At 61.7% G+C, this 26,231-nt stretch carries 26 protein-coding genes; 19 read left to right on the top strand and 7 right to left on the bottom strand.

Translation table 11 applies throughout. The features are described from left to right. Positions 1 to 26 precede the first annotated feature (26 nt). Entirely contained in the window at positions 27 to 812 is a 786-nt protein-coding gene (locus FB009_RS23770; protein ID WP_145161994.1) for a TSUP family transporter, read from the bottom strand. Positions 813 to 1,139: 327 nt separating this feature from the next. Between FB009_RS23770 and FB009_RS23765 the strand changes: the two genes are divergently transcribed. The 5 genes from FB009_RS23765 (at position 1,140) to cbiB (ending at position 5,821) form a co-directional block, all read left to right on the top strand. Continuing rightward, positions 1,140 to 1,577: a cobalamin biosynthesis protein gene (locus FB009_RS23765; RefSeq protein WP_018208207.1), complete on the top strand. Its 438-nt coding sequence runs from the start codon at positions 1,140 to 1,142 to the stop codon at positions 1,575 to 1,577. A gap of 130 nt (positions 1,578 to 1,707) precedes the next feature. After that, positions 1,708 to 2,547: a uroporphyrinogen-III C-methyltransferase gene (gene cobA, locus FB009_RS23760; protein ID WP_011975884.1), complete on the top strand. Its 840-nt coding sequence runs from the start codon at positions 1,708 to 1,710 to the stop codon at positions 2,545 to 2,547. Further along, complete coding sequence (locus tag FB009_RS23755; RefSeq protein ID WP_145161991.1) at positions 2,544 to 3,833, top strand: cobyrinate a,c-diamide synthase; 1,290 nt, start codon at positions 2,544 to 2,546, stop codon at positions 3,831 to 3,833. Before cobA ends, FB009_RS23755 begins: the two co-directional genes overlap by 4 nt. A gap of 2 nt (positions 3,834 to 3,835) precedes the next feature. Further along, on the top strand, positions 3,836 to 4,837 hold the full coding sequence (gene cobD / locus FB009_RS23750; protein WP_011975882.1) for a threonine-phosphate decarboxylase CobD: 1,002 nt from the start codon (positions 3,836 to 3,838) through the stop codon (positions 4,835 to 4,837). Then, on the top strand, positions 4,838 to 5,821 hold the full coding sequence (gene cbiB, locus FB009_RS23745) for an adenosylcobinamide-phosphate synthase CbiB (RefSeq protein ID WP_018012414.1): 984 nt from the start codon (positions 4,838 to 4,840) through the stop codon (positions 5,819 to 5,821). Between the two features lie 55 nt (positions 5,822 to 5,876). On the opposite strand, the gene FB009_RS23740 is transcribed toward cbiB, so the two are convergent. Continuing rightward, on the bottom strand, positions 5,877 to 6,605 hold the full coding sequence (locus FB009_RS23740; RefSeq protein WP_011975880.1) for a helix-turn-helix domain-containing protein: 729 nt from the start codon (positions 6,603 to 6,605) through the stop codon (positions 5,877 to 5,879). A gap of 531 nt (positions 6,606 to 7,136) precedes the next feature. On the opposite strand from FB009_RS23740, the gene FB009_RS23735 reads away from it, so the two are divergent. The 6 genes from FB009_RS23735 (at position 7,137) to FB009_RS23710 (ending at position 12,624) form a co-directional block, all read left to right on the top strand. Next, positions 7,137 to 7,424 carry an acyl carrier protein gene (locus tag FB009_RS23735; protein WP_010969581.1) on the top strand — a complete coding sequence of 96 codons (288 nt, stop codon included), beginning with the start codon at positions 7,137 to 7,139 and terminating at the stop codon, positions 7,422 to 7,424. Positions 7,425 to 7,640: 216 nt separating this feature from the next. After that, positions 7,641 to 8,117 carry a 3-hydroxyacyl-ACP dehydratase FabZ family protein gene (locus FB009_RS23730; protein WP_011975879.1) on the top strand — a complete coding sequence of 159 codons (477 nt, stop codon included), beginning with the start codon at positions 7,641 to 7,643 and terminating at the stop codon, positions 8,115 to 8,117. A gap of 2 nt (positions 8,118 to 8,119) precedes the next feature. Next, positions 8,120 to 9,322: a beta-ketoacyl-ACP synthase gene (locus FB009_RS23725; protein ID WP_011975878.1), complete on the top strand. Its 1,203-nt coding sequence runs from the start codon at positions 8,120 to 8,122 to the stop codon at positions 9,320 to 9,322. Between the two features lie 12 nt (positions 9,323 to 9,334). Beyond that, entirely contained in the window at positions 9,335 to 10,618 is a 1,284-nt protein-coding gene (locus FB009_RS23720) for a beta-ketoacyl-ACP synthase (RefSeq protein ID WP_011975877.1), read from the top strand. Between the two features lie 43 nt (positions 10,619 to 10,661). Continuing rightward, positions 10,662 to 11,690 carry a zinc-binding dehydrogenase gene (locus FB009_RS23715; RefSeq protein ID WP_011975876.1) on the top strand — a complete coding sequence of 343 codons (1,029 nt, stop codon included), beginning with the start codon at positions 10,662 to 10,664 and terminating at the stop codon, positions 11,688 to 11,690. A 10-nt stretch (positions 11,691 to 11,700) separates the two neighbouring features. Next, complete coding sequence (locus FB009_RS23710; RefSeq protein ID WP_011975875.1) at positions 11,701 to 12,624, top strand: lipid A biosynthesis lauroyl acyltransferase; 924 nt, start codon at positions 11,701 to 11,703, stop codon at positions 12,622 to 12,624. 271 nt (positions 12,625 to 12,895) lie between these two features. On the opposite strand, the gene FB009_RS23700 is transcribed toward FB009_RS23710, so the two are convergent. The 3 genes from FB009_RS23700 to FB009_RS23690 all read right to left on the bottom strand — a co-directional run bounded on the left by FB009_RS23700 (position 12,896) and on the right by FB009_RS23690 (position 14,712). Further along, positions 12,896 to 13,249, bottom strand: a complete 354-nt coding sequence (locus FB009_RS23700) for a VOC family protein (RefSeq protein ID WP_127581552.1) — start codon at positions 13,247 to 13,249, stop codon at positions 12,896 to 12,898. After that, entirely contained in the window at positions 13,230 to 13,676 is a 447-nt protein-coding gene (locus FB009_RS23695; RefSeq protein WP_011975873.1) for a polyketide cyclase, read from the bottom strand. Before FB009_RS23695 ends, FB009_RS23700 begins: the two co-directional genes overlap by 20 nt. A gap of 118 nt (positions 13,677 to 13,794) precedes the next feature. Next, positions 13,795 to 14,712: a helix-turn-helix domain-containing protein gene (locus FB009_RS23690; protein WP_011975872.1), complete on the bottom strand. Its 918-nt coding sequence runs from the start codon at positions 14,710 to 14,712 to the stop codon at positions 13,795 to 13,797. 366 nt (positions 14,713 to 15,078) lie between these two features. Here FB009_RS23690 and gndA point away from each other — a divergent pair, with 366 nt between their 5' ends. Then, positions 15,079 to 16,509: an NADP-dependent phosphogluconate dehydrogenase gene (gene gndA / locus FB009_RS23685; protein WP_011975871.1), complete on the top strand. Its 1,431-nt coding sequence runs from the start codon at positions 15,079 to 15,081 to the stop codon at positions 16,507 to 16,509. 106 nt (positions 16,510 to 16,615) lie between these two features. Further along, positions 16,616 to 16,879: a hypothetical protein gene (locus FB009_RS23680; protein ID WP_011975870.1), complete on the top strand. Its 264-nt coding sequence runs from the start codon at positions 16,616 to 16,618 to the stop codon at positions 16,877 to 16,879. Positions 16,880 to 16,942: 63 nt separating this feature from the next. Here FB009_RS23680 and FB009_RS23675 read toward each other — a convergent pair whose 3' ends face one another. Together FB009_RS23675 and FB009_RS23670 are read right to left on the bottom strand one after the other, a co-directional pair. Further along, complete coding sequence (locus FB009_RS23675) at positions 16,943 to 18,004, bottom strand: LacI family transcriptional regulator (protein ID WP_011975869.1); 1,062 nt, start codon at positions 18,002 to 18,004, stop codon at positions 16,943 to 16,945. A gap of 129 nt (positions 18,005 to 18,133) precedes the next feature. Continuing rightward, a complete protein-coding gene (locus FB009_RS23670) occupies positions 18,134 to 18,388 on the bottom strand; it encodes a hypothetical protein (protein WP_011975868.1) in 255 nt (84 codons plus the stop codon). Positions 18,389 to 18,492: 104 nt separating this feature from the next. Between FB009_RS23670 and FB009_RS23665 the strand changes: the two genes are divergently transcribed. From FB009_RS23665 to FB009_RS23640, 6 genes are all read left to right on the top strand, one after another. Next, positions 18,493 to 19,728 carry an ABC transporter substrate-binding protein gene (locus FB009_RS23665; RefSeq protein ID WP_011975867.1) on the top strand — a complete coding sequence of 412 codons (1,236 nt, stop codon included), beginning with the start codon at positions 18,493 to 18,495 and terminating at the stop codon, positions 19,726 to 19,728. 192 nt (positions 19,729 to 19,920) lie between these two features. Further along, positions 19,921 to 20,829: a carbohydrate ABC transporter permease gene (locus FB009_RS23660; protein WP_011975866.1), complete on the top strand. Its 909-nt coding sequence runs from the start codon at positions 19,921 to 19,923 to the stop codon at positions 20,827 to 20,829. Continuing rightward, entirely contained in the window at positions 20,822 to 21,763 is a 942-nt protein-coding gene (locus FB009_RS23655; RefSeq protein WP_011975865.1) for a carbohydrate ABC transporter permease, read from the top strand. The genes FB009_RS23660 and FB009_RS23655 overlap by 8 nt, the downstream gene beginning before the upstream one ends. 6 nt (positions 21,764 to 21,769) lie before the next feature. Next, on the top strand, positions 21,770 to 22,855 hold the full coding sequence (locus FB009_RS23650) for an ABC transporter ATP-binding protein (protein WP_011975864.1): 1,086 nt from the start codon (positions 21,770 to 21,772) through the stop codon (positions 22,853 to 22,855). A gap of 90 nt (positions 22,856 to 22,945) precedes the next feature. Then, the gene (locus tag FB009_RS23645; protein WP_028054171.1) at positions 22,946 to 25,420 is read left to right on the top strand and encodes a beta-mannosidase; all 2,475 of its coding nucleotides are present in this window, start codon (positions 22,946 to 22,948) and stop codon (positions 25,418 to 25,420) included. Between the two features lie 49 nt (positions 25,421 to 25,469). Further along, a complete protein-coding gene (locus FB009_RS23640) occupies positions 25,470 to 26,231 on the top strand; it encodes a sugar phosphate isomerase/epimerase family protein (protein WP_011975862.1) in 762 nt (253 codons plus the stop codon).

The following is a 26,231-nucleotide window of genomic DNA, read 5'->3' as shown; positions in this document are numbered from 1 at the left end:
CCGCCGCCAGTCGGTCATCGACCGGCCTACAGCCCCACCCAGACCCGCAGTGGATGCGCCGGATCGGCCAGCAGCCGGATGGCGAGCGCGATGGACACGATCACCAGCAACGGCTTGATGATCTTTGCACCCTTGGCCATCGCATAGCGGGAGCCGACCTGCGCGCCCAGGAATTGCCCGACACCCATCGTCAGCCCCACCTTCCAGAGCACGACGCCGCTCAGCAGAAAGACGAAGAATGCACCGATATTGGAACCGAAGTTCAGAAACTTGGTATGCGCCGTCGCCTTCAGAATGCCGTACCCGGCCAGCGAGACGAAACCGAGCATAAAGAAAGAGCCCGTGCCCGGACCAAAAACGCCGTCATAGAGGCCGATCAGGGGGACGAAGGTTATGGTGAACAGGAAAACCGACAGCCGCCGGTGTTTGTCGATGTCGCCGACATCAGGTTTGAAACCGAAGTAGAGCGCAATTCCGATCAACAGGAAGGGCAGCACCGCCTCCAGTATGTCGGCGGGAACGACCGTCGCAAGCAATGCGCCCAATACGGCGCCGGCCGCCGACATCAGCGCCATAGGAAGTTGCTCCCTGAGGTTGACGTGGCCGCGCCGGGCGTAGGCGATGCTCGCAGAGCCGGAGCCGAACAGGGACTGCAGCTTGTTGGTGCCGAGCGTTTCGAGCGGAGGAATCCCCGCAATCAGCATGGCCGGAATGGTGATCATCCCCCCACCGCCGGCGATCGAATCGATGAAGCCGGCAAGGAATGCCGCAGCGAAGAGAAAGAAAAGGATGTGGAGGGCGAGGTCGTGCACTGGCGTCTCGGATGAAGTGGTCGGCTGAATTGCATCAGCCTTGTGTCAGAGGTGATACCGAAATGCAAAGATTTGTCTTCAGCGCGATTTTCGGACTTCCGTACGGTTTACGACACGCCAATGGCGCAATCCGGTTTGACCGTCCAGAGGCCCTTCGTTAAAAATGACAATCATGCGACGGCGTCCGTTCAGGCGGACTGAAAGAGCGTCCGGTGCGGCCGACCCATTCAGGGGGCTTTACCCGGTGCTGTCCAGACCGGTATGAGGCATCTCGCCACGCGCCGGCGCTTCGTATGAACGCCGACGCTGCAGGGAGCCACACCGCATATGCCTTCCGCCGAAGGAATGACCCTCGTTACCGCAAAGCTCGTGATGGGCCTTGGATGTGAACGCGACACGGCGCCCGAAGAGGTGATCGCGCTTGCAGAGCAGGCTCTCGCGCACGCCGGTGTCTCCGGCCGGGATGTCGCGCTTGTGGCCTCGCTGGACGCACGCGCCGAGGAGCCGGCGATCCACGCGGTCGCGCGGCATTTTTCCGTGCCGCCGCGTTTCTTCGACGCTGCCACGCTGGAGGCGCAATCGCCACGTCTAAAAAATCCGTCAAAAGTGGTCTTTGCTCATACGGGCTGCCACGGTGTTGCCGAGGGGGCGGCTCTGTCGGGTGCGGGATCTGATGCGGTGCTGCTCGTACCTAAGATCCGCTCGGCTCGGGCAACGGTGGCAATCGCCGGACCGGCTGACTTTGCAAGGGGAACCCTGCGATGACGCTGGCTCAAACACGGACTTCCTTTAACCAGCCGATTCAATTGTCTGTGGCAGTTTCCTTCATACTGACTTTAAGTTCTTGCTCGGTCCGACCATATGGAATGCCTTGCTTTGCCCGGAGTGTCGACCGATGACGGATATCTTTACCGGCTTGCCTGAACTCGAGGCTGGTTCGGTCTGGCTCGTCGGAGCGGGTCCGGGCGACCCCGGCCTTTTGACGTTGCATGCCGCGAATGCGCTCCGTCAGGCCGATGTGATCGTTCACGATGCCCTGGTCAACGCGGATTGTCTTGAGTTGGCCAAGCCGAGCGCAACTCTCGAATTTGCGGGCAAGCGCGGCGGCAAGCCTTCGCCGAAGCAACGCGACATCTCGCTGCGTCTCGTCGAACTGGCACGCGAGGGGAAAAGAGTCTTGCGTCTCAAGGGCGGTGATCCTTTCGTCTTCGGGCGAGGCGGAGAAGAGGCACTGACCCTGGTCGAGCACCGCATACCGTTCCGCATCGTTCCCGGCATCACAGCCGGGATAGGCGGGCTTGCCTATGCCGGTATTCCGGTAACCCATCGCGAGGTCAATCATGCTGTCACATTCCTGACGGGCCATGATTCTTCGGGTGTCGTCCCGGACAGGATCGACTGGGTCGGCATTGCCAGGGGCTCTCCAGTCATCGTCATGTACATGGCGATGAAACATATCGGCCAGATCTCCGCCAACCTCATCGCCGCCGGTCGCTCGCCGGATGAGCCGGTCGCCTTTGTCTGCAACGCCGCGACACCGCAGCAGGTGGTGCTTGAAACAACGCTTTGCCGCTGCGAAACCGACATCGCCGCTTCGGGACTCGAGCCGCCGGCAATCGTCGTTGTCGGCGAGGTCGTGCGGCTGCGCGCCTCACTCGATTGGCTCGGTGCGCTCGGAGGCCGAGCGCTTGCTCCCGATCCGTTTTCGAGCCGCATTCTCCGGAATCCGGCATGAAGGGGATCATGATTGCAGCCCCGAGTTCCGGCTCTGGCAAAACCACCGTGACCCTCGGCCTGATGCGGGCGCTGAAGCGGCGCGGAGTATCGATCGCCCCTGGCAAGGCAGGACCGGATTATATCGATCCGGCGTTTCACACCGCTGCGAGCGGCAAACCCTGCCTTAATTATGACCCCTGGGCCATGCGCCCCGGACTGCTCCTCGCCAACGCGGCGGCCGCGACTGAAGATGGCTCCGTGCTCATCATGGAGGCGATGATGGGCCTTTATGATGGTGCCGCGGACGGCACCGGCGCCCCGGCGGACCTTGCCTCGGCGCTCGGGCTTGCCGTGATCCTCGTCGTCGATTGTGCGCGCCTTTCGCATTCCGTGGCCGCGCTGGTCGGCGGTTATGCCCGCCACCGCGACACCGTTCACGTCGCCGGCGTCATCCTAAACAGGGTCGGCAGCGACCGGCACGAGGGGATGTTGCGCGATGCGCTTGCCGCAATCGCGATGCCGGTCTTCGGCGTGCTGCGGCAGGACGCTGCGCTGAAGCTGCCGGAACGCCACCTGGGTCTGGTGCAGGCGGGCGAGCACGGCTCGCTTGAAGCCTTCATAGACAATGCGGCCACAAGCGTTGCATCGGCTTGCGATATCGATGCAATGCTTGGCGCCGCGACGCCCCTGACGAGGGGCGAGGGTGTCGAGGCGGCAAGGCCGGTCGGACAGCGGACAGCCGTTGCTCGCGACGTCGCCTTCGCCTTCTGCTACGAGCATCTTCTCGCAGGCTGGCGCGCGCAAGGATGTGAGATTACATTCTTTTCGCCTCTTGCCGACGAGGCACCGCATCCGGATGCCGATGCGATCTACCTCCCCGGCGGCTACCCCGAACTCCATGCCGAACGCCTCGCCAGTGCAGCGGCCTTCCGCATCGGCATGCACAAGGCCGCCAGCGCCGGGACGCGCATCTTCGGAGAGTGCGGCGGCTACATGACGCTGGGTGAGGGGCTTATTGCCGCGGATGGCGGGAAGTACGAGATGCTCGGGCTCTTGCCGCTTGTCACCAGCTTTGCCGAACGCAAGCGACATCTTGGCTATCGGCACGTGACGCCGCTTGACGACGCATTCTTTCGGGGACCGATGACGGCGCACGAATTTCACTATGCCACGATTGTTTCAGAGGGCACGGCCGAGCCTCTCTTCGCGGTAAGGGATGCGGCAGGCGTTGATCTTGGCCGCGCCGGGCTCAGACGCCGGAACGTCGCCGGATCCTTCATGCACCTCATCGATCTTTCGCAATGACCATGCCCAATCCGATCACCCATGGCGGCGGAATCTCGGAAGCTGCAGCGCGCTTCGGCGGCAGGCCGGAGGACTGGCTTGACCTCTCGACGGGCATCAATCCCTGTCCCGCGGCGCTGCCGGAGATCGATGCCCGGGCCTGGCATCGGCTGCCGGACCGGCATGTGGAAGAGGCAGCGCGCGCGGCGGCCAGCCGCTATTACCGGACCGGCGGGCTGATGCCCTTGCCGGTGCCGGGAACGCAGGCGGTCATTCAGTTGCTTCCGCGGATCGCGGATCCGGGGAAGAGGGCAGCCATCTTCGCTCCAACCTATGGGGAGTATGCACGCGTTCTGAGAGCCGCCGGCATTGCCGTCGATACTGTCGGATACGCCGATGATCTTCAGGCAGCGCACGGACTTTCCGTCATCGTCAATCCCAACAATCCGACGGGTCGTTTTTTTCCGCCGGATGAAATTCTTGCGATGGCGGAGGCGATGAGAACTCATCGCGGACTCCTCGTGGTGGACGAAGCTTTCGGCGATCTGGAGCCGGCGGCAAGCGTGGCCGGACATGTAGCGGCTCATGACAATCTTATCGTTTTCCGCTCCTTCGGTAAGTTCTTCGGTCTTGCGGGGCTTCGCCTCGGCTTTGTGGTCGCGAACCGCCCGATCGAGGAAGCGCTCCGCAACTGGCTCGGCCCATGGGCGGTCTCGGGGCCGGCACTCGCCATCTCGGCGAAGCTGATGGAGGGTGATACGAACCGGATCAAAGCCGGTATCGCGGAGCGCAAAGCTGCGCTCGACGCCCTGCTTTTTGGCGCGGGCCTTCACATCGTCGGCGGCACCGGCCTCTTCGCACTCGTCGATCACGAGCGGGCGCACGATATTCATACCGCACTCTGCGAGGCGCACATCCTGACGCGCAAATTCGACTATGCTCCGCGCTGGCTGCGAATCGGGCTGTCACCGAACCCGGCAAGCGACCGCCGGCTCGCAGAGGCGTTTAATCGAATGGGTTTTTAAGTGTCGTCAGAAATACTTCTTCTTCTCGTCATGGCACTGCTTTTGGATCGCCTCATTGGCGATCCGGACTGGCTCTGGTCGCGGATCACGCATCCCGTGGTGTTTTTCGGCCAGGCGATCGGGTTCGTCGAAAAGGCCCTGAACACCGGAGAGGTTGCCAATACCTGGCTGAAGGTGCGCGGCGCGGTCGGTATTCTGATGCTGCTCGCCGCAGCCATCGGCTCAGGTATCGTGCTTGCCCGGCTCTTCGATGTGCTTGGCGCCCTCGGCTCGTTGCTCGAAGTTGTCACCGTTGCCATCTTCCTCGCGCAAAAGAGCCTCGCGGATCACGTTTCCAGGGTTGCCGTCGGTTTACGTCGCGGTGGAGTTTCGGGCGGCCGCAAAGAAGTGTCCATGATCGTCGGACGCGATCCGAGCACGCTCGACGAGCCCGGGATATGCCGCGCAGCAATCGAAAGCCTGGCTGAGAATTTTTCGGACGGCGTCGTTGCTCCGGCATTCTGGTATGCAATTGCTGGTCTGCCCGGTCTTCTGGCCTACAAGATGCTGAACACGGCCGATTCGATGATTGGCCACAGAAGCCCGAAATATCTTCGCTTCGGTTGGGCATCGGCGCGGCTCGACGATCTGGCGAACCTGCCCGCCGCAAGGCTCTCGGCACTCCTGATCGCCGCCGGGGCCTATTTCAAGTGCGGTGAAGAAGAGGCAAAAAACGCGATACGGGTGGCGCGGCGCGATCACGGGTTTCACCGTTCGCCAAATTCCGGATGGCCGGAGGCCGCGATGGCCGGCGCCATCGGCATTCAGCTTGCCGGTCCGAGAGTCTATGGCGGCGTAAAGGTGGACGAGCCCATGATGAACGCCGCCGGTCGTGCGGCCGCAGCCATCGAGGATATCGACGCTGCCGTCACTGTCTTCTATGCGGCCTGCCTGGTGATGACGTCTGCCTTTGCCTTCGGTTTTCTGCTTCTGGCGGCTCTATAGCGATCCGAGTGCCGTCGTGGCCTGCTGCCTGCAATGATGACGCTTACGGATGCACTCAACTGTCGATGCTGGCATTCTTCATCAGCCGGCGGATATCCGGCACAATGATGCGGCGCCTGTTTTCGACGCGGATCACGCCTTCCTTGCGCAGTCTGGTAATCTGGCGGCTGACAGTCTCAATGGTCAGGCCGAGGTAGTCGGCGATATCGGCGCGGGAGAGAGGCAGGTCGAATTCCCTTGCGGGGCCGTCCTCGAAGTTGATGCGCGTGGCAACGAGATAGAGGAAATTCGCGACCCTCTCTTTCGCCGTCTTGCGCCCGAGGGTCAGCATCCAGTCGCGCGCCGCGCATAATTTCTTCAGCGTTTCCACGTGCAGGCGGCGTTGCAGATCGGGTGCCTCGGCGGCCAATCGCTCGATCAGCGCACGCGGAAAGACACAGAGGTCGACGTTCGTGACCGCTTCGGCGCTGAGCGAGCACTCGCGAAGGAAGGGCGTGCCCAGGAAATCGGGGGCGAATTGCAGCCCGACAATCTGCTGACGGCCGTCCGCCAGCATCTTGCTCAGCTTCACGACTCCGCGAACGATTGCCGCGCAATGCTCTATTCCGTCGCCCTGTCCAATTATTTCGATCTGCGGTTGAACGCGGCGCCGCGCGGTTTTACGGACGACTTGGGCGAGTTGGCTCGGCGAGAGCGTGCCGCAAACGCCGCCTTCGCGGGCATGGCAGGCGACACATGCGATCGGGATCTCCGAATGGGAATTTTTTTGGTTTGGTTGGGTCATGATCTGCAATTTCTATGTTCCTCCTCGTTTGTCCGGCGCAAAGACAGCCGAAGGGAGACTTGCCGGGCTGCTCTGATGCGAAGCGCGAAACGATATGCCGATCCGGAGGCCAATTAGCGCACTTCGTGACGGCTGCCTTGATCGAGATCAAAAAAGCCCCGTCACCCGTCGATTACACTTGCCGCGAACGCCCGGAGCCGCAGGCGCTGAACGCGCACGCTGCTCGGCCCCGGCCATTGACACATGGGCGATGATGGATGATGCATTTATCCTGAAATACGCCGCAAATCCACACGTCATGCGAGCTTCCGGGTGCATTTCTCAACGGGACGAGGCATTTTTGAGTGCGCCGTACCCGAGATGCGATGTCGGCTGCACGTGGTGGAGCGCGCATTTTCGCTCAGGCCGATCACGGCACCCGGTCGCTGTTTAGCAACACCTTTTTCAAATGCGGTGGCAAAAAGCCGTGGGGCATTGGCTTTTGCGGTGCATTTTTCTATAGGGTTCGCCAAGACTTGAATTTTAAGAGGTATGCGCGTGACAGCTACATTCGACAAGGTTGCCGATATTATCGCGGAAACGAGCGAGATCGATCGCGAGACGATCAAGCCGGAAAGCCACACGATTGATGATCTCGGCATCGACAGTCTCGACTTTCTCGACATCGTTTTTGCGATCGACAAGGAATTCGGTATCAAGATTCCGCTTGAGCAGTGGACGCAGGAAGTCAATGAAGGCAAGGTCTCGACCGAGGAATACTTCGTATTGAAGAACCTCTGTGCCAAGATCGACGAGCTTCGGGCCGCCAAAGCGGGTTGAGCAAACGGGTGAAGCGGTTTTTCCGCGCGCACTCGACTCTCCTAGAACCGGCCGCGTTGCGATTCTGGCGACAGCCAGGATCACCGTGATCGGAGCCTGAGCGACCTTCCGCTGACACGGTTCGGTTCCTTTTCCCGATGCCGCCTGTCGCGCCCCGCGCTTGACAGGCGGCATCGGCATTTTTACTTGAGCGCGAAACGAATGGGATGAGCCCTCATGCTCCTTGAATATTTCCAGATGATTGACCGGATCGAAAGCGTCGATCTGGCAGCCGGCCGTCTGGTGGCGCGCTCGAACGTGCCGGAAAAGAGCCCGGTGTTCGAAGGGCATTTCCCCGGCTATCCCCTGGTCCCCGGCGTGCTGCTTATCGAAACGATGGCGCAGGCATCCGGTTTTTTGGTGCTGGCCGCCACCAATTTCGCCGCAATGCCGTTTCTGATGACAGTCGATGGTGCGAAGATGCGCAGCTTCGTCGAACCGAACGCCGAGCTTGAGATAGAGGCCCTGCTCGAGCACGAGGGGTCCGGCTTTGCCGTGACGAAGGCCCGGATTGCGTCGGGCGGCAAGAAGATTTGCGATGCCAAGCTGAAACTGAGAACGATTCCGTTCGACCAGGTGCCGCTCGGCGACATCGTGCGCAAGCGTGCGGAAGAGCTGGGGCTGATGGCCAGGACGGCCGGTTCGGAGAAATGAACATGACGAAATCCGCCAATGATGTGGTGATCACCGGAGTGGGCATCGTGACGAGCCAGGGCGTCGGCACCGAGCCTCATGTGGCGCTGCTCGGCGCAACCGAGCCGCCCAAGGTCCGCGTCGAAACCGGACGCTTTGCCCCCTATCCGGTCCACCCCTTGCCGGAAATCGACTGGTCGCAACAGATTCCGAAGCGCGGCGATCAGCGTCAGATGGAGAACTGGCAACGCCTCGGCGTTTTCGCTGCCGGCCTGGCGCTTGACGACGCCGGTCTCAAGGACGATCTCGAAGCCTGCGGCAGCATGGACATGATCGTCGCGGCCGGCGGCGGTGAACGCGACATCAATGTCGACTCTCTCATCGTGGACGAGGCGTTGAAGCGCAACGATCGCGAGCGGCTTCTCAACGAGAAGCTCACGACGGAACTTCGCCCGACGCTGTTCCTGGCGCAACTGTCCAATTTGCTGGCCGGCAACATCTCCATCGTCCACAAGGTGACGGGCTCGTCGCGCACTTTCATGGGTGAAGAGGCGGCCGGAATATCCGCCATCGAGACGGCTTTCGCCCGTATCAAAGCGGGTCAGTCGACCCACACGCTCGTCGGTGGTGCATTCTCGGCGGAACGTCTCGATATCTTACTGATGATCGAAGCGGTCCAGGGCCATGCTCTCGGAGAGTGGCACCCGATCTGGTCGCGCAAGCCAGAGGACGGCGGGGGCATGATTCTCGGCTCGGTCGGCGCTTTCCTGGTTCTCGAGTCTCGCGACTATGCCGAGGCACGTGGTGCGCGAATCTATGCGGTGATCAACGCGATCGGCGGCGACCGCGGCAGCCGCGAGGACGGGCGGCTTGAAAGCCGTCTCAGATATCTGGCAAAGCCGGCTCTGGAACTCGATCCGCAGTCGACCGTCGTCTTTTCCGGCACTTCGGGTTTCCATGACCTTGCCGGGCGGGAAAGGGCATTTCTGGAGACGGAACTAGCGGATCGCCCTGTCCGCGCCTTTGGCGGGCTCGTCGGTCACGGCATCGAGGCGCAGTTTCCGGTCGGCATGGCTTTGGCCGCGCTCTCGCTCGGTCACGCAGCCAAGGTTCCGCCGTTCGATCCCGCGGGCGAAAACCCGATGCTGGCGCCAGCAAAGGCGGCGGTCGTTACCACCATTGGCCACGCCCGCGGCGAAGGCATCGCCGTGCTTGCCGCGGAATAAGGAGCTCGAATAATGAGCAAGGCGTATAAGGACCATCTCGGCCGTCCGATCATTGCCGTCACCGGCATGGGCGTCATAACTTCGCTCGGGCAAGGTCTCGAAGACAATTGGTCGGCACTGACCGGGGGCGTTTCGGGCATTCACAAGATAACCCGTTTCCCGACCGACGCACTTTCCACCCGCATCAGCGGCACGGTCGATTTCATCGAGATTCCTGCGGAAAATGCCGTCGAGCGCTCCTATGCCATGGCGCGCGAGACGACGCTGGAGGCTTTGGCGCAGGCCGGTCTTTCCGGCGATTTCAACGGGCCGCTTTTCCTGGCGGCCCCTCCGATCGAGCCCGAATGGAATGCCCGCTTCGAGCTTGCCGACCGCTCGCCGCCATCGAGCCAGCCGGGAGATGCCTATAACCGCTTCCTCGCGGCGATGCGGCAGAAGGCCGACCCGGTCTTCCACGAGGCCGTGCTCTTCGGCTCCATCTCGGAGCGCCTTGCAGATCGTTTCGGCACACGCGGCCTTCCGGTGACTCTTTCGACTGCCTGTGCGTCGGGGGCGACAGCCATTCAGCTTGGCGTGGAGGCTATCCGTCAGGGTCGGACCGACCGGGCGCTCACGGTCGCGACCGACGGTTCCGTCAGCGCGGAAGCGCTCATCCGTTTCTCGCTGCTGTCGGCACTCTCCACCCAGAACGATCCACCGGAAAAAGCCTCCAAGCCATTCACCAAGGACCGCGACGGATTCGTGATCGCGGAAGGTGCTGCCACGCTGGTGCTTGAATCACTGGAGGCGGCGGTCGCACGCGGCGCCCGCATCTACGGCATTCTCAAGGGCTGCGGCGAAAAGGCCGACCTCTTCCACCGCACGCGCTCCTCGCCCGATGGCGGGCCGGCGATCGCGACGATCCGCGCGGCATTGGCCGATGCCGGTATTGACGAGGGCGGGATCGGTTACATCAATGCCCATGGCACCTCAACGCCCGAAAACGACAAGATGGAATATCTGTCGATGTCTGCGGTATTCGGCGAGCGGCTGCCGTCGATTCCGGTTTCGTCGAACAAGTCGATGATCGGCCACACGTTGACGGCAGCCGGCGCGGTCGAGGCGGTCTTCTCGCTGCAGACGATGCTCACTGGCACGTTGCCGCCGACGATCAACTACCAGAACCCGGACCCGGCGATCGTTCTCGATGTCGTGCCGAACGTGAAGCGCAGTCAGCAGGTGACCGCAGTGCTGTCGAATTCCTTTGGCTTCGGCGGGCAGAACGCCAGCCTTGTCATGACCGCCGAGCCGGCTTGATCCGCTCGAAGACCGAATATCTGCCTTCCGCAAAGGAAAGACCATGCGCGCCCTGCAATTGCTCGATGACCGCAAACTTGAAATCACCGATCTGCCGGAGCCGGAGGCTCCCGGCCCCGGCGAGGTGACGCTGCGGGTCAAGGCGGTCGCCCTCAACCATATCGACGTTTGGGGCTGGCGCGGAATGGCTTTCGCCAAGCGGAAAATGCCGCTCGTCATTGGCGCGGAAGCGTCGGGGGTCGTGGAGAGCATCGGGTCGGGTGTCGCCAATGTTCTTCCCGGTCAGCTCGTCTCGATCTACGGTGCGCGCACCTGCGGCCTATGCCGTCCGTGCCGTGAGGGCCGCGACAACCTCTGCGAGCATGTGGGCGGCGTGCACGGATTCCATCTGGACGGCTTCGCGCAGGAGAAGGTCAACCTTCCTGCGCGCCTGTTGGTACCGGCGCCTCCGGGCGTCGACGAAATTGGTGCGGCACTCGCCCCGGTCACCTTCGGTACCGTCGAGCATATGCTGTTCGACAATGCCAGGCTCGAACCGGGCGAGACGATCCTCGTCCATGCGGGTGGCTCGGGCATCGGCTCGGCGGCGCTCCAGCTCGCCAAGAAGATTGGCTGCACGGTCATCACCACCGTGGGCTCGGACGACAAGATAGAGCGGGCGAAGGCGCTCGGCGCCGACCATGTCATCAACTACCGGACCGATCGTTTTGAGGGCGTCGTACGGAAGCTGACGAAGAAAAAGGGCGTCGATGTGGTCTTCGAGCATGTCGGCAAGGATACCTGGGCGGGTTCGATGCTGTCGATGAAACGGGGCGGGCGCCTTGTCACCTGCGGCTCGACCTCCGGCGTCTCGACCGACATGAACCTGATGATGCTCTTCCAGCAGCAGCTGAAATTGCTCGGCTCCTTCGGCTGCCGCATGGAGAACATGGCGAATGCCATGCAGAAAATGGCGCGCGGGCTCGTGCATCCGGTGATCGACACCGAGGTCGGACTTAACGACATCGACCGCGCGCTGGAGCGGATGGAGTCGCGCCAGATCTTCGGCAAGATCGTGCTGCGGATGGACTGATCGCGTGCGGATGCTGATCACAAGGCTGGTGCTTGCTGCGGATCGTTTCCGCCAGTGGCTGATCGCGCAGTTCGTCCTGCTGCTTCTCACGATCCTCAAGCTTTTCCCCCCGGACAAAGCGATCAATTTCATGGATCGCGTTGCCCGCTGGATCGGTCCGAAGACCGGTCGCCACAAGCTGACGCTGATCAATCTGCGCAATGCGTTTCCCGAGAAGAGCGATGCCGAGATCGAAGAGATCGCGCTGGAAAGCTGGGGCAACATGGGACGCCTCGCTGCCGAGTATGTCTTTCTCGATCGGCTCTTCGACTTCGATCCGGCGCGCATTGAGGCGGGCAGGGTGGATGTTTCCGGCATCCCGCTCTTCCTGGAACTGCGCGACAATCCGCGGCCCTTCATCGTCTTCACGGCCCATAGCGGCAATTTCGAAATGCTGCCGGTCGCAGGCTCCGCTTTCGGTCTGGACGTGACGGTGCTCTTCCGTCCTCCGAACAATCCCTACCTCGCCGACCGGGTATTTGAATTCCGCAGGCAGCGCATGGGCAACCTCGTGCCGTCGCACGCCGGCTCCTCCTTCGCCCTGGCCAGGCAGCTCGAACGCGGCGGCGGCGTCGGCGTCCTCGTCGACCAGAAGTTTCGCAAGGGTCTGAAGACGAAATTCTTCGGGCAGGACGTGCAGACGAATCCGCTGCTAGCCAAGCTCGTCCGCCAGTTCAATTGCGAGGTCTACCCGGCCCGCTGCATTCGGCTACCCGGCAACCGCTTCCGGCTGGAGCTCGAGCCGGCGGTCGAAATCCCCCGCAGAACCGACGGCAGCGTCGATGTCACGGCAACGGCGCAGATGCTGAACGACAAGGTCGAGAGCTGGGTTCGCGAATATCCGGGCCAGTGGCTCTGGTATCATGATCGCTGGCACATCAAGCGGACTCTTTGAGCCGGATCTTCAAAAGCACATCGCTTTCCCTCCGAAACTGCCGTCTCCTTAAATTGGCGCCGATTGTAGGCTTGTCTGCGAACGCGGGCGCGCAAAGAGAATCGTGACGGCATCCGACCGAGAGGAGGAAACGACATGTCACAGGAATGGCCCATGTTCATCCTGCAGTGCATCGTCGTCTTCGGGCTCGTCGGCGCCCTGTTCATCCGCTTCGGCGAATGAACACTACTGCGGCGATGCCGGCACTCAAGAGGCGCGCGCGGCCAACCACCTACTGGGCAGACCAAACGGCCAGTTCATAGCCGTCCGGGTCGGCAAAATGGAACCGCCGGCCGCCCGGGAAGGTGAAAATTGGCTTTACGATCTTGCCTCCTGCAGATTCGACCCGGCGCTGAGCGTCCTCGATCGTGTCGGCATAGATGATGACGAGCGGACCGCCGGTGCGAACCGCGCCAAGTGTGGTAAAGCCGCCGGTCAAGCGGCCGTCGGAGAATTCGCAGTATTCGGGGCCGTAATCCGTGAACGTCCAGCCGAAAGCACCGCCGTAAAAGGCCTTGCTCGCGGCGATGTCCGTAACGTCGAGTTCGACATAGTCGATCCGACTGTCATTGCCTTTGCTTGCCATGTTCCTCACCGCTTCCTTGCTTGTGGCTGCCGGTTTCCAGAATGGATTTGAGCGCGGCAAGGTCCCTTTCGACCCATTCCGCATCCTCGGCGAATTGCGAGTCGCTCATCTCGGGCTGTCTGAGAAGGACGAACATGACTTCCGCGCCTTCGCCATTCGGCACGACGCGGAGCGCATTGTTAATCTGAGCGCCGTTGTCGAGTGTCACGAGATGATCGACGACGCCGAATTCGTTGTCGGCGGCGAAGCGGACACGGGCATTTCCGAGAGGGCCCGGTGCGATCCAGTCGTCGCCGTCGCGCGTGAGCCCGGAGGAGAGACCCGTGGCCCACAATGGCATCCTCTCGTGATCGGCCATGAAGGCATAGACCTCGCGCCAGTCGCGCTCGATCGAGATATGTATTATCCGGGATGTCATCGTCGTCATGCAGTCCTCCATCGAAGCGATTTGTAGCATTTCGCCGGGCACCGGTCTTGAACCAAACGGCCATTATCTGGCGCGAGGCTGAAGCCGATGATGCAGGGCCGGCTATGTGATGAGCTCATCAAATCGTTGAACGAAGATTCCCCACCTGCCCGCTGCCAGGGCGCCCGGTCAACTGCAGCTTGATTTCGCGCGGCGTAAAGGATGTGAGGGTTCTTGCCTCGCGGGCCAGATGGGCCTGATCGCTGTAGCCGGCCTCGAGAGCGAGGCTTGCCAGCGTGTTCGCTGGCCCGCAGCGGCAGGCGGTCAGGAAGCGTTGCAGGCGAAGAATGCGGTCGAGGGTCTTTGCGCCGTAACCCAGATGCTCATGGCAGTGACGGCGCAGAGTGCGTTCGCTGATACCGATCTCCTGGAGGAGGGCGCGGATGGGATCGCCCGATGTCAGTTGATCGGCCTCAATCCGGGCGATGCAAGCAGCCAGGTCCGCCGGCGGGGAGTGGGAGGTGGCGCGGCGCTGGAGCAGGTCGGCGGCAAGAACACGGAGCCGCTCAGGCACGTCCGCTGCCTCCCGCATTCGCGTCTCGGTCTCGTCCGTACTTCGACCCCAGAGCTCATCGAACGGCACCGTCCGTCCGGTGATCTCATGCAGCGGGGTCCGCAACCACGATGCCGCCGCGCCGACCCGGAAGCGAGCACCGATAATCGTTTCGCCGGCAGGAACCGTTATAAGGGCGGCAACTCTGTCCGGCCCGACAAGAGCAAGCCCCTTCGAAGACCAGATGATGTCGCTGCAACCATCGGGTACGATGGCTATGTTCGCCGGGCTCCCGGTCGGCATCCGATGAACCCAAAGACATTTGAAATGAGAGGCAAGCGCCTCCGGGGGCGGCTGCTCCCAGTAGACGCCGCTCGTCTGCGCGAGAGAATGCGGCGGGAGCCGCACCGAATCAACGCTTCCGCTGTTGTCCAAGCCACCCAGCTGAAGCCGTTCGGGCGCGACAGGGAAACTCTCCTCGTTTGTGGGGCAGCGCTTTGCCATTCCCTTTTGTTGCGCCGCCCGGCCGCTGCGTCAATGCCATCCACCGGCGTTGTGAGCGGGATTTTGATCGCGCGACCAGATCTCGCGGTCGATCTGCCCCTGCGGCTCGTTCCAGATGCATTCCGGAACGTTAAGGGCGTCTCCCGGCGCGTGCTCTAGGCGGAGAGGCGGGGCCGGAAATGGATCAATTTCGTCAGGAATGGCTTGTCGTAAATCGATTTGAGTGCCAAAACAGCCTCCGCCGCCGCGTGCCCGTCCGGCCCTGTTTTTCACGGGGTCGGCAGACATGCGCAGATCAATTCGAGGGGCCGGCACGCGCGCAATCGCGCCCTGTGGCCGCCTCTCCTGTCCAATGGAGGCAACCACGTGTCACAGGCGGAAATCGGCCTAATCGGTCTCGGAGTCATGGGCTCGAACCTGGCGCTCAACATTGCTGAAAAAGGCAACAAGATCGCCGTTTTCAACCGCACGGTTGATGCGACGCGCAGATTTTACGCGGAGGCCGGCGCTCTGAAGGATCAGATCGTCCCCTGCGAAACGATTCAGGAATTCGTCGCCGCGATCCGCCCGCCGCGTCCGATCATCATCATGATCAAAGCCGGCGACCCGGTCGATCAGCAGATGGAGGCGCTGAAACCCCATCTCGCTAAGGGCGACATCATGATCGATGCGGGCAACGCCAATTTCCGCGACACGATGCGCCGTTTCGATGCGCTGAAGGACTCCGGCCTGACCTTTATCGGGATGGGTGTTTCCGGTGGCGAGGAGGGCGCGCGGCATGGGCCCTCCATCATGGTCGGAGGCACGGAGGAATCCTACCGGCGCGTGGAGAAGGTTCTGACTTCGATCGCTGCGAAATATGACAGCGACCCCTGCGTCGCCTGGCTCGGAGAGAACGGCGCCGGACACTTTGTCAAGACGATCCACAACGGTATCGAATATGCCGACATGCAGATGATCGCCGAGATTTACGGCATTCTGCGTGACGGGCTGAAGATGTCGGCACAGGAGATCGGCGAGGTCTTCGGCGCCTGGAACAAGGGGCGACTCAATTCGTATCTGATCGAGATAACCGAGAAGGTGCTGAAGGCCGCCGATCCGCTGACGGGCAATCCCATTGTCGACATGATCCTCGACAAGGCCGGCCAGAAGGGCACCGGCAAATGGTCGGTGATCGAGGCGCAGAACATGGGCGTGCCTGCGACCGCCATCGAAGCTGCGGTCGCAGCCCGCAGCATTTCCTCGGCGAAGGGGGAGCGCGAGGCGGCCGAGAAGATCCTCGGCCTGCCTCCGGTCGGCGAGATCCGGGTCACCGACAGGGACGCCTTCATCAAAGATCTGGAAAACGCGCTGCTCGCCGCCAAGGTCGGCGCCTATGCGCAGGGATTCGCCGTCATGTCAGCTGCGTCCAACGAGTTCGGCTGGAACCTGCCGATGCCGACGATCGCAAAGATCTGGCGCGCCGGCTGCATTATCCGCTCTCAGTTCCTAGATGAGATCACCACGGCTTTCACCAAGGCGCCCGATGCGGCGAATCTGATCGTCACGCCCGCCTTCGCGGCCATGGTCAAGGAGACCGACGGGGCCTTGCGCCGGGTGGTTTCGACGGCTGTCCTCGGAGGTCTTCCGGTACCGGCGCTTGCCTCGGCGCTCGGCTACTTCGACAGCTACCGCCGCGGCCGCGGCACTGCAAACGTCATCCAGGCGCAGCGCGACTTCTTCGGCGCCCATGGCTTCGACCGCATCGACGGCGCCGACAGCCATCATGGGCCGTGGGGCAGCGGCTTGAGCGCTTGAGTTCGCATGCGTCAGGAGGGGCGGCTGGGCCGTCCCTCTTACGACACGTCCAGGCAAGCCACGGCGTTTAAGATCTCAACAAGGGAGCCCTTCGAGAAGGCAGGCAATGAAATTTACAGTGATCGAAGGGGGTAAGGCGGTGGTGACGGCCGCCGAATCGATGACCATCCGAGACGAGGCGGAGAGGCGCATAAGGGCGGCGGGTTATGAGCAGTGGCGTGTGCGCAGCCTGGCAACCGGCGCCCCTATCCCCGGTCCCATTCAATATCTGAAGATGCAGATCGATTTCGTTGCCGGAAAGCTCGAGCAGCTCAATCCCGTCCCAAGCGATTTTGCCGACGACAAGTACTGGCCGGCCGCGGCGTTTTGAGCCCTGCCGCGCCTGCGGCGCGGATTCTCTTTTCATCCCAACGGCTTGATCCGGATGGTTTCTCTACAATCTCGCCGGCCCCGCCACCGGCGGCTGGAATTCGGGCTGGCTGAGGCTCTGAAGCTTATCCGGCGGGTGGCCTTCGATGCGGCCGATCACTGCCTTGGCGAGCTCGCGCCCGGCAATGCGGATATCCTCATACATCGTCATCACCTCCGGCCGGAGCCAGCGCAGGAAATCGCTCGGCACTTTGGAGACCATGTCGGCGTCATCGCCGACCTTCTTGCCGGCCGCCTCGACGCCCGCGATCAGCGCGATGGCGCCGGATCCACTGCCGGAAACGATGCCGTCCGGGGCATCCGAAGAGTGCATAAGCCTCTCGAACGCATCGCGAATGGCGACGAGGCTGTAGTCGATATTGACCTGATGAAAGCTCACCGATTCCGCTCCGAAATCCCGCAGCCCCCGCTCGAAGCCGGTGCGCATATGGGTGTGGAAAGTTAGATTCGGCGGTGGCTCCAGGAGCACCAGCCGCCGCCTGCCGCGGTCGACGAGCTTGCGGACGGCCTCGTAGGCGAAGCGCTCATTGTCGAAATCGTGATAGGGATGGATCAGGCCCATCTCGGTACGCCCGTGGGTGGCGAAGGGCAGGTGACGCTCGGTTAAAAGCGTTACCCGCGGGTCGTTGGGTTCGGTACGCGAAATGATCACGCCATCGGCTGCGCCGGTGTCGAGAATATAGCGGATGGGGCCGAGCGGATCCTTGGTTGAACTATAGGGTGTCACAACCAGGTGATATTGGGTGCCGGCAAGGATTTCGGTGATGCCGATGACCATGGGGCTGGTGATGCCCATGATCTCTTCCTCCAGAGTCAGCACCAGACTAATGACATTCGTCTTGCCCGTTCTGAGGCGAACGCCCGCGCGATTCGGTTGATAGCCGATCTGTTTTGCGACGAGACGCACGCGTTCCTTGGTTTCTGCGCCTATATCGGGAGCGTCCTTCAGAGCGCGCGAGACGGTGGTAATACCGAGCCCGGTCATGAAAGCGATCGTCTTCAGTGTCGGCCTGCCGCCTTCGGCCGGCGGCGCCATCGTCGCTCTGTTTTTCGTCTTGTCATCCATGCCCGTCACGCCGATCCGCTCTCCTGGATCACGGCTCTCCCATCGCTCTTGTTCAACTGCAGGCTCCGTCGCCCGCCTTATATACGAACTGCGGCTGCTGGCCATCTTCCCAGGTGTCTGGATCTCACTTCAAAATCTGTAACGATACAGTTGGAATGTCGAGCGTTTTCGTTGCTGCACCGCGAAGGGTCTAAAGAATCGGTTGCAACTTTCTTCGGAGCGCAGTCGTGTCGTTCTCGCTTTGGCATGGTTGAACGGCGTGGCAATGCCTGACGGAAATAAATCAGCACGAACAAGCGGATAGTCGTCATTTTTCTTGAATTCGGGGTGGGCGAACGGATGCTTAACCGATGGGTTCGGCCCGCAGAAATCTGCTTCCAGCACGTGTAATTTCCGATTTGTTGAGAAATGCCCATTGCGGGTGTTGCGCCCGGAAATTCTTTGAACTAAGTTTTTACGGCAACGTTACAGTGAGGGAGGAGAGACTCATGAAATTACGTTTTCTAGCCGCCGCTTTAGGCGCAACCGCTGCCTTGCCCTTCGGTGCGGCCAACGCGACCGATCTCGAGGTCACGCATTGGTGGACTTCCGGCGGTGAGGCGGCCGCGGTTGCCGAGCTCGCGAAAGCTTTCGATGCAACCGGCAACAAGTGGGTCGACGGCGCGATCGCCGGCTCCGGCGGAACGGCACGCCCGATCATGATCAGCCGCATTACCGGGGGCGATCCGATGGGCGCAACCCAGTTCAACCACGGCCGGCAGGCGGAAGAGCTGGTGCAGGCGGGCCTGATGCGCGACCTTACCGACATCGCCACGCAGGAAAACTGGAAGGAGATCGTGAAGCCGTCGAGCCTGCTTGACTCCTGCACGATCGAAGGGAAGATCTACTGCGCGCCTGTCAATATCCATTCCTGGCAGTGGCTGTGGCTCTCTAACGCCGCGTTCAAGAAGGCGGGCGTTGAAGTCCCGAAAAACTGGGACGAGTTCGTGGCCGCGGCTCCAGCGCTGGAGAAGGCCGGAATCGTTCCGCTCGCCGTCGGCGGACAGCCGTGGCAGGCAAACGGTGCCTTCGACGTGCTGATGGTTGCGATCGCAGGCAAGGACACCTTTGAAAAGGTCTTTGCCGAGAAGGACGCCGAAGTGGCAGCCGGACCGGAAATTGCCAAGGTCTTCAAGGCAGCCGACGATGCCCGTCGCATGTCGAAGGGCACCAACGTTCAGGACTGGAACCAGGCGACGAATATGGTCATCACCGGCAAGGCCGGTGGGCAGATCATGGGCGACTGGGCCCAGGGCGAGTTCCAGCTCGCGGGACAGAAAGCCGGCGTCGACTACACCTGCCTGCCGGGTCTCGGCGTGAACGAGGTGATTTCGACGGGTGGCGATGCGTTCTACTTCCCGCTTATCGAAGATGAGGAAAAGTCGAAGGCGCAGGGAGTGCTGGCATCGACCTTGCTTAAGCCGGAAACGCAGGTGGCCTTCAACCTGAAGAAGGGCTCGCTGCCGGTGCGCGGCGATGTCGATCTTGCGGCCGCCAACGACTGCATGAAGAAGGGTCTCGATATCCTGGCCAAGGGCAATGTGATCCAGGGCACGGATCAGCTTCTGTCGGCCGATAGCCAGAAGCAGAAAGAGGACCTCTTCTCGGAGTTCTTCGCGAATCACTCAATGACGCCGGAAGACGCGCAGAAGCGTTTCGCCGACATCATCGCGTCCGCGGATTGAGGCGGCCCCTATCGAACCCCGCACTCTGGCGAGGCTGATCTCTCCCACCGAACGCACGATTAGATCGTGCCGCCTGCGCTGGTTTTCACCAGCGCAGGTGCCGGAGGGGCGGCAATTTGGGCCAGCGCCGGTGGGTGTTGCCGGCGGTACCATCCGTCACTCGAAACCTTTTCAGTTCCGGAGGAGGGAAACATGACAGGTCTAACACGTGGTTCGGCGCGGCCGAACCAGTGGCTGCGAAACCTGAATGCGAAGATCGCCTCTATCCCGATGATTCTCACGGCAGTGGTCATCTTCGTGGGCGGCACGGCCTGGACGGTCGTCTACTCCTTTACCAATTCAAAGCTTCTGCCGCGGCTTTCCTTCGTCGGTTTTGACCAGTATGAGCGGCTGTGGGCGGCCCCGCGCTGGCTGATCTCGATTCAGAACCTGGCGGTCTTCGGTTTGCTGTCACTGATGTTCAGCCTGGTGATCGGCTTCGTGCTGGCCGCCCTGATGGACCAGAAGATCCGTTTCGAGAATACGTTCCGGACGATCATGCTCTACCCATTCGCCCTGTCGTTCATCGTCACGGGCCTTGTCTGGCAATGGCTGCTCAACCCGCAATACGGTATCCAGTCGATTGTCAGATCTCTCGGATGGACGAGCTTCGCTTTCGATCCGCTATATAATTCGAATATCGTCATTTACGGCATTCTCATCGCGGCGCTTTGGCAGGGCACCGGCCTCGTCATGTGCCTGATGCTGGCCGGCCTGCGCGGCATCGACGAGGATATATGGAAGGCCTCGCGCGTCGACGGCATCCCGATGTGGAAGACCTACGTGCTGATCATCATCCCGATGATGCGCGGCGTCTTCATCACCACTCTGGTGATCATCGCAAGCGGCATCGTCAAGGTTTACGACCTGGTCGTGGCGCAGACGAGCGGCGGCCCGGGGATCGCATCCGAAGTTCCGGCCAAATACGTCTACGACTACATGTTCCAGGCGCAGAACCTGGGCCAGGGCTTCGCCGCCTCTACCATGATGCTCGTGACCGTCGCGATCATCATCGTGCCGTGGGCCTATCTGGAATTTGGAGGAGGTCGTAAGCGTGGATAGCATCGCAGACAACAACATGGTCGTGGGTTACGAGACTGCCCCCGCCAGCCTCATGGCCGGTGCGCGCGGCAGGAAACCGCGCAGGACGCTCTCGCGCCGCAACATCATCGTCTACGGGACGTTGACCCTCGTGGCGCTTTATTATCTTCTGCCGCTTTATGTGATGATCGTAACGTCGCTCAAGGGCATGCCCGAGATCCGCGTCGGCAACATCTTCGCGCCGCCGCTTGAGATCACCTTCGAACCCTGGGTGAAAGCCTGGTCAGAGGCCTGCACCGGCCTCAATTGCGACGGACTTTCCCGCGGCTTCTGGAATTCGGTGCGCATTACGGTGCCGTCGGTGATCATTTCGATCGCCATCGCGTCGGTGAACGGTTACGCGCTCGCCAACTGGCGCTTCAAAGGCGCGGATCTGTTCTTCACCATCCTCATCGTCGGTGCGTTCATCCCTTACCAGGTGATGATCTATCCGATCGTCATCGTGCTGAGGGAACTGGGCGTCTACGGAACGCTGACCGGCCTGATCATCGTGCACACGATTTTCGGCATGCCGATCCTGACCCTGCTGTTCCGCAATTATTTCGCCGGGCTGCCGGAGGAACTCTTCAAGGCCGCGCGTGTCGACGGCGCAGGGTTCTGGACGATCTACTTCAAGATCATGCTGCCGATGTCACTGCCGATCTTCGTGGTCGCCATGATCCTGCAGGTGACCGGGATATGGAACGACTTCCTTTTCGGCGTGGTCTTCACCCGGCCGGAATACTACCCGATGACGGTCCAGCTCAACAATATCGTCAATTCGGTGCAGGGCGTGAAGGAATACAACGTCAACATGGCGGCCACGATCCTGACCGGCCTCGTGCCGTTGACGGTCTACTTCGTCTCCGGCCGCCTGTTCGTTCGCGGCATCGCCGCCGGCGCAGTGAAAGGGTAAGGAAGCATGACAAGCGTATCTGTCAGGGATCTGTCGTTGAATTTCGGCGCTGTAACCGTGCTCGACAGGCTCAATCTCGACATTGATCACGGGGAGTTCCTGGTTCTGCTCGGCTCTTCCGGGTGCGGTAAGTCCACGCTGCTCAACTGCATTGCCGGCCTGCTCGACGTTTCTGACGGACAGATCTTCATCAAGGACCGCAACGTCACCTGGGAGGAGCCGAAGGACCGCGGCATCGGTATGGTGTTCCAGTCCTATGCGCTCTATCCGCAGATGACTGTGGAGAAGAATCTCTCCTTCGGCCTGAAAGTCGCCAAGATTCCGCCGGCCGAAATCGACAGGCGCGTGGCGCGTGCGGCGGAGATCCTTCAGATCCAGCCCTTGCTCAAGCGCAAGCCCTCGGAGCTTTCCGGCGGTCAGCGTCAGCGTGTGGCGATCGGCCGGGCGCTGGTGCGCGATGTCGACGTCTTCCTGTTCGACGAGCCACTGTCGAATCTCGATGCCAAGCTCCGATCCGAACTGCGCGTCGAAATCAAGCGGCTGCATCAGTCGCTGAAGAATACGATGATCTATGTCACCCATGACCAGATCGAAGCGCTGACGCTTGCCGACCGGATCGCTGTCATGAAGAGCGGCGTGATCCAGCAGCTCGCCGATCCCATGACCATCTACAATGCTCCTGAGAACCTGTTCGTCGCCGGTTTCATCGGCTCGCCATCCATGAACTTCTTCCGTGGGGAGGTGGAGACGAAGGACGGACGCAGTTTCGTCCGGGTCGGCGGCGTCGCCTTCGACGTGACCGACTATCCGGGCCAGGCCAAACTGCGCACGGGTCAGAAAGTCGTGCTGGGCCTGCGGCCGGAACACGTGAAGGTCGATGAAGCAAGGGATGGCGAGGCGACGCATCAGGCGGTCGTCGATATCGAGGAACCGATGGGAGCGGACAACCTCCTTTGGCTGACATTTGCCGGCCAATCGATGTCGGTGAGGATTGCCGGCCAAAGGCGCTATCCACCTGGCAGCACCGTGCGCCTTTCCTTCGACATGGGCGTCGCATCGATCTTCGACGCCGGGAGCGAAAACCGCCTCTGACGAGCCGCAAAGCGGAGCCGGGGCAGCATGCCCCGGTCCGCGTGATCGAAACGGCGGCGGTACAGGCCGCCGCACGAATGGACTGTGGAAATGTCTTCCGACACCCCGAACCGCGATGCACTCCGTATCGATCTTTCCGGCGATTGGCTGCTCGCCTCCGCCGACAACAGCCATGCGCTGACGATCGCGCTGCCGGGCGACGTGCATAGCGCGCTGCAGCGAGCCGGCATCATCGCCGATCCATACCATGGCCGCAACGAGGCCGAGATCCAATGGGTCGCCCGGAAAGAGTGGGTGCTCGAGCGGACCGTCGTCATCGGTGCGGACGATCTGAACGGGGGATGGTATCTCGACTTCGAGAGCATCGATACCGTCGCTTCGGTCTTCGTCAACGAACAGCTTGTGCTGACGGCGGAGAACTGCTTTCGCCGTTACCGCCCCGATGTCTCGGATGCGATTGTCGCGGGCGAAAACCGTATTCGCATCATACTCCATTCGGCAATTGCCGAGGGTGAACGGCGGCAGGCGGCGCAACCTTTCTACGTGCCCTATCACGACGGCAATTCGCCGATTGCCAACGGGAATATGCTGCGCAAGCCGCAATGTCACTTTGGCTGGGACTGGAACATCGCGATCGCGCCGCTCGGTGTCTACGGCTCTCTCGCGCTTTGCCGGTTGGAGACGGCGCGCATCGAGCATCTCACGACGCGTCAGCTCTGGCTGGAGGACGGCTCGGTCGATCTGCAGGTGACGGTCCAGCTTTTTGCCCGGGATCCCGGAATAGTGCCGGTCTATTTCACGCTCGACGGAGTGCGCGAGCGATTGGATTGCGCGGTCGGCCCCGGGGAAACGCGCGTTACCCATGTCTTCACGATAGAGGAGCCGAGGCGCTGGTGGCCGGCGGGCAGCGGTGACCAAGCGTTTTCGACGCTTAAGGTGGAGGTGCCGGGCGAGACCGTTACGCGTCAAATCGGCTTCCGCACCATAAAACTCGTCACCGACAGTGACGAGGCAGGAAGCCGTTTTGCTTTCAGAGTCAACGGCCGAGAGGTATTCTGCCGCGGTGCAAACTGGATACCGGCGGATGCGCTGAGGTCGCGCGTCACCCCGGAGGCGGTGGAAGACCTCCTCCGCTCGGCAGTCGACGCGAACATGAACATGATCCGCGTCTGGGGCGGTGGCTTCTACGAGCCCGACTGGTTCTATGATCTCTGCGACCGGCTCGGTCTGCTCGTCTGGCAGGATTTCATGTTTGCCTGCAATCTGTACCCGTCGACGCCGGATTTTCTCGAGAATGTTGCGGACGAAGTGGATTATCAGGTCAGGCGGCTTTCGACCCATCCGTCCATAGCGCTCTGGTGCGGCGACAACGAACTGGTCGGTGCGCTCACCTGGTTCGAGGAGAGCCGAAAGGACCGGGATCGCTATCTCGTCTCCTACGACCGCCTGAACCGGACGGTCGAGACCGCCATGAGGCGGGCCTGCCCGGAAGCGATCTGGTGGCCGTCGAGCCCTTCCGCCGGTTACCTCGATTTCGGAGACGCCTGGCACGCCGACGGCGCCGGCGACATGCACTACTGGTCCGTCTGGCACGAGAACAAGTCCTTTGACAATTACCGCACGGTCCGGCCACGCTTCTGCTCCGAATTCGGCTTTCAATCCTACACGTCGATGCCGGTGATCCGGCAATTCGCCGGGGAACGGGACCTCAATATCGCTTCGCCGGTCATGGAGGCACATCAGAAGAATGCCGGCGGCAATGAGCGGATCGCCGGTACGATGTTCCGCTATTTCCGTTTCCCAAAGGATTTTCCGAGCTTCGTCTATCTGAGCCAGATCCAGCAGGGGCTCGCGATCCGGACCGCAGTCGATTACTGGCGGTCGCTGAAGCCCCATTGCATGGGCACGCTTTACTGGCAGCTCAACGACACCTGGCCGGTCACCTCCTGGTCGAGCCTGGACTTTGGCGGACAGTGGAAGGCAATGCACTATATGGCGCGCCGCTTCTTCCAGCCGGTTGCCGTAGCAGCGATTCCGTCCGCGGAAGGCAGTGAGGTCGCCATATCGATGGTAAACGACACGGCCGAGCCGGTCACGGTGGAGCTTCAGGCGTTCCTCGTTTCGCTCGACGGCGAACGGCAACCGCTGCTCGCCGTCGCGGGGACCTGCTCGCCCGATCGTGCTGCGACGCTCGTGGCCATTGCCGCAAAGGACATCCCGTCCGACATGCTTCTCTTCTGGTCTTTCGAAGCTTCGAACGGATCGACCGGCGAGGGGCATTATGTCAACGGCACCTATAAAGCGCTCGATCTCGCGCCCTCCGGTCTGACAGTCGAGGCAGTACCTCGGCCGGATGGTTCCTTCGATGTCTCGGTGAAGGCGGCCGGGCTTGCCCTGCACGTCATGATAGAGGCCGATATCGAGGGGCGCTATTCGGATAATGCTTTCGACCTGACCGCCGGCGAGACGAAATCGATCCGTTTCAGGCCGAGGGTGCCGGTCGATGCCGGCGCGAGCCCGCGCTTCAGCGCCTACGATCTCGAAACCTGCCAGGGAAAAGGGTGAAGGCACACTCCCACTCCCAGGCGACCGTTCCAACCACCAGGAGAGTTCGATGAAAGATGTCAGCTTCCAGCTTTACAGCGCCCGAAATTTCCCGCCCTTTGCCGAAGTCCTCTCTGCCATCGGTTCTGCGGGCTACACGCAGGTCGAGGGTTACGGAGCCCTTTACGCGGCACTCTCTGATGCGGAGATCGCCGAGTTCAAGGCCGGACTCGACCGCAACGGCCTATCCATGCCGACAGCCCATTTCGGCTTGGACATGCTGGAGGGCAATCCGTCCCGCGTTCTGCAGATCGCCGAGTCGCTCGGCATTCGCGCTATCTATTGCCCCTACCTGATGCCGGATCAGCGCCCGAGCGATGCGACCGGCTGGCGGGCCTTCGGGGGCCGTCTGCAGGCGGCCGGTAAGCCGTTCCGCGATGCCGGCCTCGATTTCGGTTGGCACAATCACGACTTCGAGTTTCACGCGCTCGCCGACGGCTCGGTGCCGCTCGACCAGATCTTGGCAGGCGGTCCCGACCTTTCCTGGGAAGCCGATATCGCCTGGATCGTGCGCGGCGGAGCGGATCCATTCGCCTGGATCTCGAAATATGGCCCCCGCATCACGGCGGTCCACGTCAAGGATATCGCGCCTAAGGGCGAGAAGGCGGACGAGGACGGTTGGGCCGATGTCGGGGAGGGGACGCTCGACTGGAAGGCACTGATACAGGCGCTTTCCAGGACGTCGGCGAAATATTTCATCGCCGAACACGACAATCCCAGCGATTTCCGGCGTTTCGCCAAGCGCTCGCTGGCCTCTATTCAATCCTACTGA

This window comes from Sinorhizobium medicae (assembly GCF_007827695.1).
GTDB lineage: Bacteria > Pseudomonadota > Alphaproteobacteria > Rhizobiales > Rhizobiaceae > Sinorhizobium > Sinorhizobium medicae.
Note: the sequence above shows the minus strand (reverse complement) of the source record. Positions and strands in the feature narration are given on the sequence as shown.